This window comes from Thiogranum longum, from assembly GCF_004339085.1.
GTDB lineage: Bacteria > Pseudomonadota > Gammaproteobacteria > DSM-19610 > DSM-19610 > Thiogranum > Thiogranum longum.
The window spans coordinates 2,211,505-2,224,316 of the sequence record NZ_SMFX01000001.1 but is presented as its reverse complement, the minus strand read 5'-3'; the positions used below and the strand labels follow the sequence as shown (position 1 = coordinate 2,224,316).

Sequence of the window (12,812 nt, the reverse complement as noted above, 5' to 3'; positions counted from 1 at the left end):
ACATGAGCAACATCATTGAAGAACTCGAAAAGGAACAGATGACCCGGGAAGTACCGGAATTTTCACCCGGCGATACCGTGGTCGTACAGGTCAAGGTGAAGGAAGGCAACCGCGAACGCCTGCAGGCGTTCGAAGGTGTTGTCATTGCCAGGCGTAACCGTGGCCTGAACTCGGCATTTACAGTGCGGAAGATCTCTCACGGTGAGGGTGTGGAACGTGTCTTCCAGACCTACAGCCAGAGCATCGACAGTATTACCGTGAAGCGTCGTGGTGATGTACGTCGTGCCAAGCTGTACTATCTCCGTGAACGCTCCGGCAAGTCTGCGCGTATCAAAGAGAAGCTCTGACGTCATGCGGCAGCCTTTGGCTACCGCCCCGACGCAGCACAACGGGCAACCTGACCGCAGGTTGCCCGTTTTTGTTTGTGGCATAAGGAAATACTACCCTGGTCTGGTGGCCGGCCTGTGTTTGCTGGTGTATGCAGCGCTTGCGTTGGCTGTCGATATGTCGGCTCTGCGAGAAATTTCACTGCTCGCAAGCAGCGGTGCACCACAACTTGCGCTGCGTCGTATGGATGCGGAGCAGCCGGCATTCGCGAACAACCCGGTTGACTGGATGACATGGGAACGTGAGCGCTTGCAGATACTCCGTGGCCAGAATATGGACGCTGCATTGGTCAGGCGCATTGAATCCCTGCCTGATGGTATTGATGAGCGGTTCCTGCATTTTGCCAAAACACTCGGTGTCGAATCACAACTTCAGCTCGGAGACATCGACGCAGCACTGGCAGGAACGCGCGATCTGATCTGGCAGCATGGCGCACACGCGGAAGCCGAGCAGCTGGAACAATGGCGGCGTATCGTGGTTCGCGCCTATGTACGCGAAAACCGTGTTGAAGATGCACGCCTTGCACTGTTGCGCTACCGGCAGGATTACGGCACGGATAACAGTGAGTGGCGCTGGTTGAGCGCACGTGTTTCCCTTCAGGCCGGACACCCGCGTTCTGCATTGAAACGGCTGACCGGGGTTGATGATCCTCGTGGCAGGTTTTTGTACAAGCTGGCGGCGCTGGATGCCGGTGAAGAGACTGCAACCCGTATTGCTGAACAGGCCGCCAAACAGGCGACTGATGTCAGCATGCCGGGTTTGCAACGCGCCTGGTGGTCACTGGCAGCACGAGCTGCTGCAAAGGCAAACAAGCCCTACGATGAAGTACGCTATCTGGAGCACGCGCTTGCCCTGCCCTCTGATCCGGAGCTGGCACTGCTGTTTCCTGAAGTGAAAGCAGACACGCTCTGGCAGCGCTACCTTGAACTGGGGCAACAGATTGGCAACGAGGAACAACGTCTGCTCGGCAATGATGACGACTGGTATTTTCCGGCCACCGAGGCAATGGAAAAAGACCCGTTGCGCGCACGGATTTTCTTCGCAGTGCTTGCCGAATATGCGGGTGGCGGGCAACGTCGCTCACTCGCGCACGAGTACCTGGTCGGTCTGCTCGATGAACTCCCGGAAGGCAAGCAACTGGTCCGTACGCTGTATCTCGAAGCTTCACGCTACGCGGAAGCGGATCAACTTCCTGCCATCGTCCGTTACCGTCTGATTGACGAGGCGCTGGAGACGGGGGATCTCGAGACTGCCTCGCGGCTGATGGATGGTCTGGCCGAACCACCGCGCGGGCAAGACCGCTTTGAATGGACGTTGCGCCGCGCCCGGGTCGCTATATATGCGGGCGATGTACCAGCCGGAGTCGCCCTGTTGCAGCAACTTCTGGCAGGGGATGAAGCAGATGACTGGGACAGCAAGCGTGCCGATCGGCTGTTACAGATTCTGTTTGACCTGCAAACCGTGCAACATCATAGCGAAGCTCTGAATCTGTTCGATTTACTGCTGGAAAAGCCGCTGGAAACACAGCAGCGCCGGGAGCTTCTGTTCTGGATGGCGGAGTCATTACAGGCGCTGAAACAGTTTGACCAGGCAGCATACCTGTATATCAAGTCGGCTACATTGACTGACCTGCAGGCCATGGACCCCTGGGCGCAGACGGCACGTTACCGTGCAGCCAAGGCGCTGGTCGAGGCCGGTTTGCTGGATGATGCCCGGAGGATCTATACCAGTCTCATGCGTGCGACACGCGATGCCAGTCGCAAGGCTGTACTGAACAGCGAAATTCAGCGCCTGCGATTGCTGGGTGCTGTAAAAACGGAGGGTAAGTGATGCAATATTCTGCACACCTGTCTTTTGATACAGTTTTCAACAGCCCTGTAGGCCGCCTTGGTATTGTGCTCGATGGTAGCAGTCTGCATACCTTGCGCTTTGTCGATGGCAGAACCGCCATTCGGCCGGCTGTCAATGCGTCGACACGTCGTATACAACAGGCAATACTGCATTACCTCGAATCGCCGGGTGTACTGCCATCAATCCCTCTGTCTGTCGAAGGAACACCGTTTCAGCGCCGTGTGTGGGCCGCCCTGCAAGCAATTCCGGCCGGACAGGTGATGACATACGGGGAACTCGCCGCACAACTGCACAGTGGTGCCCGGGCCGTAGGGAATGCCTGCCGGCACAATCCGACACCCTTGGCCGTGCCCTGTCACCGGGTGGTTCCGAGCCGGGGAATCGGTGGATTTGCAGGCCAGGTGTCGGGCCGGCTGGTTGCGGTTAAACGCCAGTTACTGGCACGAGAGGGTGTTGAAATCCACTGAAAGTGCCCCCATTTGAGTCGGGACAACTTTCGAAACCCGTCATTGCGAGCGTAGCGCGGCAATCTCCCGCAGGCCGGTGCCAGACCGGAAAGATTGCTCCACTGGCCATCAATGACATTACATTTATTTCAGATTTTTAAAGGTCCAGAACATGAGCGTAGAAACACAGAAAGAAACTATGGAATTTCAGGCGGAAGTCCGTCAGCTGATGAAGCTGATGATCCATTCTCTGTATTCCAACAAGGAAATCTTCCTGCGCGAACTGATTTCCAACGCCTCTGATGCCTGCGACAAGCTGCGTTTCGAGGCCCTCTCCAACGATGCGCTGTACGATGGTGACAGTGACCTGAAGATCCGGGTCAATTTCGACAAGGAAGCGCGCACCATAACCGTCAGTGATAACGGTGTCGGAATGTCGCGTGACGAGGTTGTCGACAATATCGGTACGATTGCAAAGTCGGGTACAAAACAGTTTTTCGAGTCACTGACCGGTGACCAGAGCCATGATCTCGAGTTGATCGGGCAGTTCGGCGTCGGTTTCTATTCCTGCTTTATCGTGGCCGACAAGGTCACACTGACCACGCGTCGCGCCGGTGCACCGGCTGACCAGGCGGTTCAGTGGGAGTCTGATGGTGAAGGCAGTTACAGCCTGACCAATGCCGCGAAGGACGGTCGGGGTACAGACATTGTGCTGCACATGCGCGAAGGGGAAGACGAGTTCCTCGATGCGTGGCGCTTGCGCTCCATCATTACGCGCTACTCTGACCATATCTCCATCCCGATCGAAATGCCGTCACAGGAAGAAGGCAAGGAGGGTGAGTACGAGGTTATCAACAGTGCCTCTGCGCTGTGGAAGCGCCCGAAGAAAGAGATCAGCGAAGAGGAATACAAGGAGTTCTACAAGCATGTGGCGCATGACTTCGGTGAGCCGCTGGCCTGGACCCATAACCAGGTGGAGGGTACCCAGTCCTATACCAGCCTGCTGTACATACCGAAAACTGCACCGTTCGACCTGTGGGACCGCGATCGTCGTCACGGTATCAAGTTGTACGTACGCCGCGTGTTTATCATGGATGACGCAGAACACCTGATGCCGCAGTACCTGCGTTTTGTGAGGGGACTGGTGGACTCCGATGATCTTCCGCTCAATGTGTCGCGTGAAATTCTCCAGCAGAATAAATTTATCGACAGTATTCGTGCCGCCTCGGTGAAAAAAATACTCGGCCTGCTGGAAAAAATGGCAAACAACGAACCGGAGAAATATGCGGAGTTCTGGAAACAGTTCGGCCAGGTCATGAAAGAGGGGCCGGCCGAGGATTTTGCCAACCGTGAGCGCATCGCGAAGCTGCTGCGTTTCTCATCGACATATACCGACAGCGAGGAGCAGAACGTTTCTCTGGAAGACTATGTCAGCCGTATGCCGGACGGGCAGGACAAGATCTACTATATTACAGCTGACAGTTTCTCTGCAGCGAAGAACAGTCCGCACCTGGAAGTGTTCCGCAAGAAAGGTATCGAGGTGCTGTTGCTGAGCGACCGTGTTGATGAGTGGCTGGTCTCTCACCTGACCGAATTTGACGGCAAGCCACTGGTTTCCGTCGCCAAGGGCGACCTCGACCTTGGGAAACTGGGTAATGACAAAGAGGAAAAGAAAGATGACAAGGCTGAAGAGGACTACAAGGCCTTCCTCGACAAGCTGAAAGACGTGCTGGCCGATGAAGTCAGTGAAGTGCGAAGCAGCCAGCGTCTGACTGACTCTCCGTCCTGTCTCGTGCTCGGCGAACAGGAAATGGCCATGCACATGCAGCAGCTGCTCAAGCAGGCGGGTCACGATGTGCCGGACAGCAAGCCAATACTGGAGATCAACATGGATCATCCACTGGTCAAACGCCTGCGCGAGGAAACCGATGAGACACGCTTCGCGGACTGGACGCGCCTGTTGTTTGAGCAGGCCATGCTCAGCCAGGGTGGCCAGTTGCAAGACCCTGCTTCATTTGTGAAGCGGCTGAATGAAATCCTTGTCGAGATAGCCGACTGATTGTGGCTTCAGCCGAGGCGAGTGGTGATGTAACAGAAGGGGCGGGCAAGCCGTCGTTGAAAGTCACGGTGTTCAGCGACTATATCTGCCCGTTCTGCTACATCGGGGATCTGCGCCTCAACCGCTTACGTGAACAGTTCGACTTGCGTGTTAACTGGTGTGCCATCGAGATTCACCCCGGCACATCACCGGATGGCCAGCCCATTGAGTCACTGGGTTATGACAGTGAACGCTGGCAGGCCATGATGGCATCGCTGAAGGACATGGCGGCACAGGAAGGCGTGCTTCTGAAGGAGCATGATTTCACAACCCGTTCGCGTTCGGCTCTGTTGCTGGCCGAGTCAGCCAAGCTGCTGGGGCGAGACGTTTTCTACCACTTGCACAATGCACTGTTCGAGGCATTTTTTGTGGAAGGTCGCAATATCGGTGACAGGATGGTTCTCGAGGAACTGGCGCGTAATGCCGGTATGACGGATAGCCAGATTACCGCGGCGTGGGATGAGCCTGAATCAGGCGAAAAACTGGCCCGGTACCGCCAGGCAGCACTTGATCTGGGTGTGAATGCTACCCCCACTTTTTTTGTGGGCGAGCAACGCCTGGATGGCGCCGTACCGTACGCGCAATTACTCGAAGCCGCACACGCTGCCAGTAAATGAGTGAACCGGTACGCATCGACAAATGGTTATGGGCTGCTCGTTTTTACAAAACGCGCAGCATTGCGGCACATGCTGTTTCCGGTGGCAAGGTGCAGCTCAATGGTGATCGTGTAAAACCGTCGCGAACTGTCAGGGTCGGAGACAGCCTGGAGATAAATCGTAATGGACTCAGCTGGCAGATCGAGGTGCTGATCCTGTCTGCGCGACGTGGTCCGGCCAGTGTGGCGCAAGCGTTGTACCAGGAGTCGGAAGAGAGTGTTCGCAAGCGCGAGGCCGTTACCGAGCAGTTCCGGTTGGCATCGGCCAGTACTCCACGCCCGCAGGGTAAACCTGACAAGAAGTCGCGGCGCCAGCTACGCAGTCTGAAATGGTAGTCGCCTGGTGAATCGGCCGGAAACACCGTTGTTGACGGTAGACATTATTATCGAACTGGCCGGCCATCCAGAGCACCCCATTGTTTTAATAGAACGCAAGTATGAACCTTATGGGTGGGCCTTGCCCGGTGGTTTTGTCGATGTCGGGGAAACACTGGAACAGGCGGCGAGGCGCGAGGCGATGGAAGAAACTTCGCTACAGGTTACGCTGACAGCGTTGCTTGGATGTTATTCTGATCCTGCCCGTGATCGTAGAGGGCACACGGTAAGTGCTGTTTACGTGGCAACGGCGCACGGTACTCCGAAAGCGCAGGATGATGCGGCAGCGCTGGCGTTATTCGACCCGGAAAAGTGCCCGCCGCTGGCGTTCGATCATGCATTGATTATCAAGGATTACCTGGTGTTCCGGGAAACCGGCCAGCCGGCGCCGTTACGTGGTTAACAATACGCGGGTTGGTGGATGAAAGCAGGGCGACGCAGGTTGTTAAGAATATTGAGTACCGGATCATCGTGCGGATCTGTGCTGATCTCGAGTGGTTGGCTAACTGTCAGTGTGTTCCGCCAGCTGATGTTGGTCTGTGGAACATCGGTACGGATCAATGCCAGGTCATAGTCTCGTAGCGCCATGGCGATCTGTGCTTCCTGCGCTGACCTGGCACGGAACAGCTGGGTCTGGTTGCCAATCGTGTTTTGTACCAGGTCTGCCAGGCTGTCGTCATCTTCGATATGAAGAATTTTGGGAGGTCTGCCGGCGGCACGTTGACCGGCCTGCTTCAGGGCAAAAATCAGACGGGCATAATCCGCGGAACGTGACAGCCAGTCAGGGCCACTGTCTTTCTTTTCGGTTTCGCGCGTGGTGGAAATAACCAGAACGGAGGTGCGGGGGTGTTCCTGCCGCAGTTCCATGGCAAAAGAAATACCGTCACGATCTGCCAGTAACAGATCTATGGCGATGCCGTCATAGTGATGCTGCCAGAGCAGTTGCCGGGCATCCTCTGCTCGCGTCACACAATCCACCTGGATGCCAGCGGCACTAAAGCGTTTGCGGAGTGGTTCGAGTTTTCCCCTGTCGGACGAGCAAAGTAAAAGGCGCGTAAAACTGATGTCTTGTGAAGGCATGTAGCGTCTGTTTGGTTGGAATTAGATAATCACCCGTAACGGCTGTGCGGGGGAAAAATTAAGCCAAATCGGAGTGTTTCGAGGGTTCTTTTTATATACGTGTTTAACCCCTTGTGTTTTGATGTATTTTTGAAGCAGTCATGCATTTCTGCGCGGCTTTCAGTAACATATGGCGCCTTTGCAGGAAGTGGCAAACCGCCACGGTATAACCGGAGCCAACATGCGCCCATTGCAGCTTTTAACGATCCTTGAAACAGAATTCGAGAGTGTTCAGCACGGCCAGCACACGCCGGTAATGCTGTGGGGGCCACCCGGTGTCGGGAAGTCCCAGATTGTCGCCCAGATTGCCGCCCGCCACGAGGTGCCGGTGATTGATATCCGGTTGTCGCAAATGGAGCCGACCGACCTGCGGGGCATCCCTTTCCGTACCGGCGACAGTGTCGAATGGGCAGTGCCAGCCATGCTTCCGGACAGCGAACGCCATGGCGAAAAAGGGATTTTGTTTCTTGATGAAATAACGTCCGTACCCCCCAGCGTATCGGCGGCCGCGTATCAGCTGATCCTGGACCGTCGGCTGGGAGCCTACGAGGTCCCGGAGGGATGGGCGATTTTTGCTGCGGGCAACCGCCAGGGTGATCGCGGTGTGACCTACAGCATGCCGGCGCCATTGGCCAACCGTTTCTCACACTACGAGCTGGACGTGAATCTCGATGATTGGGTCGCCTGGGCCTACGCCAATGGCATAGACGAACGTCTGATTGCTTTTCTGCGGTTCCGGCCGGAATTGTTGTTTGAATTCGACCCGGCCCATAACCCGGTGGCCTTTCCTTCGCCGCGCTCCTGGGAGTTTGCACACCGTGCGCTGCAGAAGTTTGGCAGTAACTCTGCCGTACTGGTGGAAGCCCTGCAGGCGTGCGTGGGGCCGGCTGCCGGAATTGAACTGCATGCCTTTGTCGATAACCTCGACAAGCTGCCGGACATCGATGCCATAACGCGGGGTGAAAAAGTCGGTGTACCGAAGGAAACCGACCTGCAGTATGCCGTAGCGTCGGCGTTGGTGGGTCGCGCCATCCGTGTTCGTGATGACGAGGACGCAGAAAAAATCTTCGGTAATATCATCGATTATGCAGGCTTCTTCCCCCAGCGCGAAATGGGTGTGATGCTGATTTCCGATATGCACCGTGCCATCGGGCAGGACCTGTTCCAGGTGCCACAGTTTTCCAGGTGGGCCAAGGCTGTCGCTGATGTGATGCTGTTCGATATGTAGCATGTCAGACGATATCGAAACCAAACTCAGTGCTGCACGCACCCGGTTAATCCTTGACCGGCCGTTTCTCGGTGCGCTGGTATTGCGTCTGCCAATGCATGCGACAAAACCGGAGCGCTGCCGGACGATCGGTACCGATGTGCGCGCGCTTTACTACAACCCCGAATACATCAGCCAGCTATCGCTGGATCAAACCCAGTTCGTACTCGCACACGAGGCGTTGCATTGTGCCCTGTCGCATTTTGCCCGTCGCCAGCACCGCGTCAAACAGCGCTGGGATGTGGCCTGCGACCTGGCGATTAATCCCCTGTTGATCCAGGACGGCCTGAAGCCACCCCCCGGCGTGCTGTTGAGAAGCGGGTTCGAAGGCATGATGGCCGAGGAAATCTATCCTTTTATCGAAGAGGATACCGAGGAAGAAACGCATGACGACCACTTGTATGACCAGGAAAATAATTCAAAGGGATCTTCATCTGGCGGGTCTTCATCGGAAGATGATTCTCGATCCGGGGATGGGAGCAGCCAGGATAATGATTCCGAACCGGAACAGGGTGGTCAGCCGCAGCCACTGAGCGAGACAGAGCAGGAGCAGCTTGCCGTGCAATGGCGTCAGCGACTTGCAGGTGCGGCGCAACAGGCCAAGCAGGCAGGCAAGCTGGGCGCAGCCATGATGCGGCTGGTCGATCACCTGCTACAACCTCAACTGCCATGGCGCATGTTACTGGCACGTTACATGACAGCCGCTGCACGCGATGACTATAGCTACCAGCGTCCGTCAAGACGCGAGGGCGACGCCATACTGCCTACTCTGAAGAGTGCCCAGGTCAACGTGGCTGTGGTGCTGGACACCAGCGGTTCTGTCAACGATACCGAGATGATGGAATTTGTCACCGAAATTGATGCTATCAAGGGCCAGATTCGTGCCCGGCTGATGTTGCATGCCTGTGATGCGGCGTTATGCAAAAACGGGCCGTGGATTTACGAGCCCTGGGAAGCCTTTACGCTGCCTGAAGGCATTTATGGCCGGGGTGGTACACGCTTTGTCCCGGTTTTCGAGTGGCTGGATCATATCGATCAAAAGCCTGACTTGCTGGTGTACTTCACCGATGCACAGGGTGAATTTCCCAAAACAGAGCCCGCCTATCCTGTGCTTTGGTTGGTCAAGGGCAAGGCCAAAGTGCCCTGGGGTCAGAGAATCCAGCTCAACTGAGCGAATTTCCCGCTGCTCCAGCTTCATAAATCTTCCGCATCCCCTTATATATTCTATTGTGTGTCGTTCATGCGCGGGGCTGAGGATAATTGCTGTACCTGTTATCATCCCGGTGGCAGCTGGTTATAGCTTACTGCCAGGACAGCGTGGAAGGAGGAACCAATATGAGAATTATTTTACTGGGCGGCCCCGGTGCGGGCAAAGGTACGCAGGCCAACTTCATCAAGGAACGCTACGGAATTCCGCAGATCTCCACGGGCGATATGTTACGCGCTGCAGTCAAGGCGGGAACTCCGCTCGGTATCGAGGCCAAAAAAGTGATGGATGCCGGTGGCCTGGTTTCTGACGACATAATCCTGGGCCTGGTCAAGGAGCGCATTGCCCAGGACGACTGCAAGAACGGTTTCCTGCTCGATGGTTTTCCACGCACACTCGCGCAGGCAGAGGCGCTGCGCGAACAGGGTATTGATATTGACGCGGTCGTTGAAATTGATGTCGATGACGAGGAAATCATCAAACGCATGAGTGGTCGTCGTGTGCACCCGGACTCGGGGCGTACCTACCATGTGGTTTTCAATCCACCGAAAGTGGAGGGCAAGGACGATGTCACCGGTGAGCCGCTGGTGCAGCGAGACGATGACAAGGAAGAAACGGTGCGTAAGCGTTTACAGGTTTACCATGAACAGACGGAACCCCTGATCGGCTACTACTCCAGATGGGCGGATGAAGGTGGCCCGGGTGCGCCGCGTTATATTCGTGTTCCCGGTGTCGGTAAAGTCGAGGAAATTCGCGACGCAATTTTCTCGGCGCTCGGCTGATGCGCTGAATTCGACTACCCGGCTGATTTCACAAGGCGATTCCCGACCCGTTTTTGTCAGAAAACTGTCGTCCGGGGCGCCTTTGTCGCGCAGAAATGCAGTCGAGATATGCAGTGCAATGATTCAGAAATTAGCCTTTTTATTGTAAGAAAATGTCTATATAGGCGTACGGCCATAAAATTTCAGTGGGTATGATCCAGTCACAAATCTCCGCTATTTCACTGATATAACTGTCAAAAAATTGCCGCGTTAATGTTTTGTGGCGGAATTCAAAAAAATCACCTTTGTTCAATAATTTCAAATGCTTTATGAAAGGACGCAGATATCTGTCCAGGTGTCGATTGTCCTTTTGATGTAACCAGAGTAACTTTCTGGACTGAGTAAAAAATTGAATTTCCGGCAGGGCCGGCAAAAAAACAACAATCGGTTAAACAACAATAAAACGATAGAGCCCGACAGGGCGATGGTGTCGTAGGAGTTTTGGTCAACAGAATGGGCGCAACAAATCTCAGTGGGATTGAAGCGGCTGGTGTGCACAAGATATTGAGCATGCTGGATGCGCTGCGCCATTCGCAGACCGGGAGTGTTATCTACCGGCAGGTCGAGCGCATGCTCGATGATGTGGTTGATAACCAGCATGTTGTCGAGCGTGCCTACGTCACCTTGATCAACCAGTTGCTGAGCGCCTATCTTAACCATCTCCGGGAGGGGTCCCCGTTACAGGTGCAGGTGCGCTTGCTTCAGGCCCGCCTCCAGCCTCCACTGACGGCAGGTGACCTGGAAATCCTGCGTGATTATGTCGAGCTTTACGCTACCCAGATCGAAGCGATTCGTAACCTTGATTCAGGCCTTTTCCAGAATGCAGTCAATCCGCTGCTGGAGTCATTCGGCATTATCGATACACAGCCTGTCGCAGAGGTGCCCGCACAGGAAACGCCTGTCGAAGCTGAACCGGTTCCTGAGCCCGTCGAGATTGCTGAGCCTGAAGCAGCTGCACCCGTCGAGCAGGCCTATACCGAAGCAAGACAATCGGCTGAGCCGCCGTCTGCCCGGCTGGACCGGGTAGACGTCGAAGAGGAGCACGAATGGCCGTTCAGTCGTGCTGATGATCGCGCCGAGGCGCGCCGGGCGGAAGAACAGCAGGAGCAGGATTCAGGCGAAGTGCACCCCGACCAGTCTGACCAGGACGAATCCATACCCCTGGAACAGGGCACAGCCGTTGCAGATGAAAACCAGGTCGATAACACATACCGCAGTCACCTGGATTCAAAACGCCGTGATATCCAGAAACTCCAGTCAACACTGAACGAACAGGTGAAAGGTACCATTGCGCAGAACGAGGAGTTCGGGGTGCTGCTGGAAGTTGTCCTCGGCGAACTGCGTCATGCCGGTGAAGGCAAGGAGCTGGAAGACCTTCGCTGGACCCTGATTCGCGAGATCGAAAAGCTGACCAAGGGCCATCATGATCTTGCCGAGAAGCTGGACAATACACATCATTACTTGCAATTGATCGAATCTGACAGTCGTCAGCTCAGTGACGAACTGACGCGTGTCAGGCTGCTCAGTCTTACCGATGAATTGACCGGGTTGCCGAACCGACGTGCCTTCCTGCGTCGTATCGAGGATGAAGTTGCGCGTGTGCAGCGCTATGGTTTCCCGCTGTCGCTGGCATTGATTGACCTCGACCATTTCAAGCAGATCAACGACAAATATGGCCATGCAGGCGGCGATGAAGTGTTGCAATTGTATTCCAAGAGCATTCTTTCCATCTTCCGGCATCATGACCTGGTGGCACGCTATGGCGGGGAAGAGTTTGCTGTGTTGTTACCCAATACTGATGCAGAAGGGTCGATGCGCGCCCTGACCAAGGTAAGAAAGCGTGCCCAGGAAACTCGCTGGCAGGCGAATGGCGAGATGATTCCGATTCCGACTTTTTCTTCCGGTGTATCCCTGTACAAGCCGGGTGAGACCGCGAGTGCGTTTATCGAACGTGCAGACAAGGCCTTGTATCGGGCCAAACGGCTGGGCCGTAACCGGGTTGAACTTGATGCGACCTATAGCGGGGATACCGAGTCTGAACATGATGAACCATCATCGTCGGATGACCAGTCCGGTGAACGTCACCAGCGTGGCGATAACTGATTCCCTCTCTACTCTTCCTTTCGTTTGTTTTCAAGGTTTTTCCTGCCTGAAGTGCTTGCTACACTGGCGTCACTTCCACTACTGATGTAACAGGATTGCACATGGCGACGATTGAACTCACGAAGGATAATTTCAAGGAAACGATCGAGAACAATGATATTGTATTTCTCGATTTCTGGGCATCGTGGTGCGGTCCCTGTCAGAGTTTTGCCCCGGTATTTGAAGCAGCGTCAGAAGCCAATCCCGATATTGCCTTCGGCAAGGTGGATACCGAGGCCCAGCCGGAACTGGCTGCGAATTTCCAGGTACGCTCCATTCCCATGTTGGCAATCCTGCGTGAGGGAATCATGGTGTTTTCCCAGGCCGGCGCCTTGCCAGCCTCTGCGCTCGACCAGTTAATTGAGCAGGTCAGGGCGCTGGACATGGAAAAGGTACGTGCCGATATCGCTGAACAGCAGGCTGGCAAGAGCGAGCAGTAAGGCT

At 55.3% G+C, this 12,812-nt stretch carries 13 protein-coding genes; 12 read left to right on the top strand and 1 reads right to left on the bottom strand.

The window, feature by feature from the left end; all coding sequences use genetic code 11:
• Positions 1 to 2 precede the first annotated feature (2 nt).
• From rplS to DFR30_RS10855, 7 genes are all read left to right on the top strand, one after another.
• Complete coding sequence (gene rplS, locus DFR30_RS10885) at positions 3 to 347, top strand: 50S ribosomal protein L19 (RefSeq protein ID WP_132973152.1); 345 nt, start codon at positions 3 to 5, stop codon at positions 345 to 347.
• A gap of 4 nt (positions 348 to 351) precedes the next feature.
• Positions 352 to 2,217, top strand: coding sequence for a tetratricopeptide repeat protein (locus DFR30_RS10880; protein ID WP_132973150.1), 1,866 nt, complete (start codon positions 352 to 354; stop codon positions 2,215 to 2,217).
• Positions 2,217 to 2,705: a methylated-DNA--[protein]-cysteine S-methyltransferase gene (locus DFR30_RS10875; protein ID WP_132973148.1), complete on the top strand. Its 489-nt coding sequence runs from the start codon at positions 2,217 to 2,219 to the stop codon at positions 2,703 to 2,705. The genes DFR30_RS10880 and DFR30_RS10875 overlap by 1 nt, the downstream gene beginning before the upstream one ends.
• Before the next feature lie 151 nt (positions 2,706 to 2,856).
• Positions 2,857 to 4,743, top strand: coding sequence for a molecular chaperone HtpG (htpG, locus tag DFR30_RS10870; RefSeq protein ID WP_132973146.1), 1,887 nt, complete (start codon positions 2,857 to 2,859; stop codon positions 4,741 to 4,743).
• Between the two features lie 2 nt (positions 4,744 to 4,745).
• Positions 4,746 to 5,399, top strand: coding sequence for a DsbA family oxidoreductase (locus DFR30_RS10865; protein ID WP_165869175.1), 654 nt, complete (start codon positions 4,746 to 4,748; stop codon positions 5,397 to 5,399).
• Positions 5,396 to 5,773 carry an RNA-binding S4 domain-containing protein gene (locus DFR30_RS10860; protein WP_132973142.1) on the top strand — a complete coding sequence of 126 codons (378 nt, stop codon included), beginning with the start codon at positions 5,396 to 5,398 and terminating at the stop codon, positions 5,771 to 5,773. The genes DFR30_RS10865 and DFR30_RS10860 overlap by 4 nt, the downstream gene beginning before the upstream one ends.
• Positions 5,774 to 5,780: 7 nt before the next feature.
• On the top strand, positions 5,781 to 6,215 hold the full coding sequence (locus DFR30_RS10855) for an NUDIX domain-containing protein (RefSeq protein ID WP_132973140.1): 435 nt from the start codon (positions 5,781 to 5,783) through the stop codon (positions 6,213 to 6,215).
• On the opposite strand, the gene DFR30_RS10850 is transcribed toward DFR30_RS10855, so the two are convergent.
• Positions 6,212 to 6,892: a response regulator gene (locus tag DFR30_RS10850; protein WP_132973138.1), complete on the bottom strand. Its 681-nt coding sequence runs from the start codon at positions 6,890 to 6,892 to the stop codon at positions 6,212 to 6,214. The genes DFR30_RS10855 and DFR30_RS10850 overlap by 4 nt on opposite strands.
• Positions 6,893 to 7,112: 220 nt before the next feature.
• Here DFR30_RS10850 and DFR30_RS10845 point away from each other — a divergent pair, with 220 nt between their 5' ends.
• The 5 genes from DFR30_RS10845 to trxA all read left to right on the top strand — a co-directional run bounded on the left by DFR30_RS10845 (position 7,113) and on the right by trxA (position 12,808).
• Complete coding sequence (locus DFR30_RS10845) at positions 7,113 to 8,159, top strand: AAA family ATPase (RefSeq protein ID WP_132973136.1); 1,047 nt, start codon at positions 7,113 to 7,115, stop codon at positions 8,157 to 8,159.
• 1 nt (position 8,160) lies between these two features.
• Complete coding sequence (locus tag DFR30_RS10840) at positions 8,161 to 9,369, top strand: vWA domain-containing protein (RefSeq protein ID WP_132973134.1); 1,209 nt, start codon at positions 8,161 to 8,163, stop codon at positions 9,367 to 9,369.
• Positions 9,370 to 9,533: 164 nt separating this feature from the next.
• A complete protein-coding gene (gene adk / locus DFR30_RS10835; protein ID WP_132973132.1) occupies positions 9,534 to 10,187 on the top strand; it encodes an adenylate kinase in 654 nt (217 codons plus the stop codon).
• Positions 10,188 to 10,679: 492 nt separating this feature from the next.
• Positions 10,680 to 12,329: a GGDEF domain-containing protein gene (locus tag DFR30_RS10830; RefSeq protein WP_132973130.1), complete on the top strand. Its 1,650-nt coding sequence runs from the start codon at positions 10,680 to 10,682 to the stop codon at positions 12,327 to 12,329.
• A 101-nt stretch (positions 12,330 to 12,430) separates the two neighbouring features.
• Positions 12,431 to 12,808 carry a thioredoxin gene (trxA, locus tag DFR30_RS10825; RefSeq protein WP_132973128.1) on the top strand — a complete coding sequence of 126 codons (378 nt, stop codon included), beginning with the start codon at positions 12,431 to 12,433 and terminating at the stop codon, positions 12,806 to 12,808.
• The last annotated feature ends 4 nt before the right edge of the window (positions 12,809 to 12,812 follow it).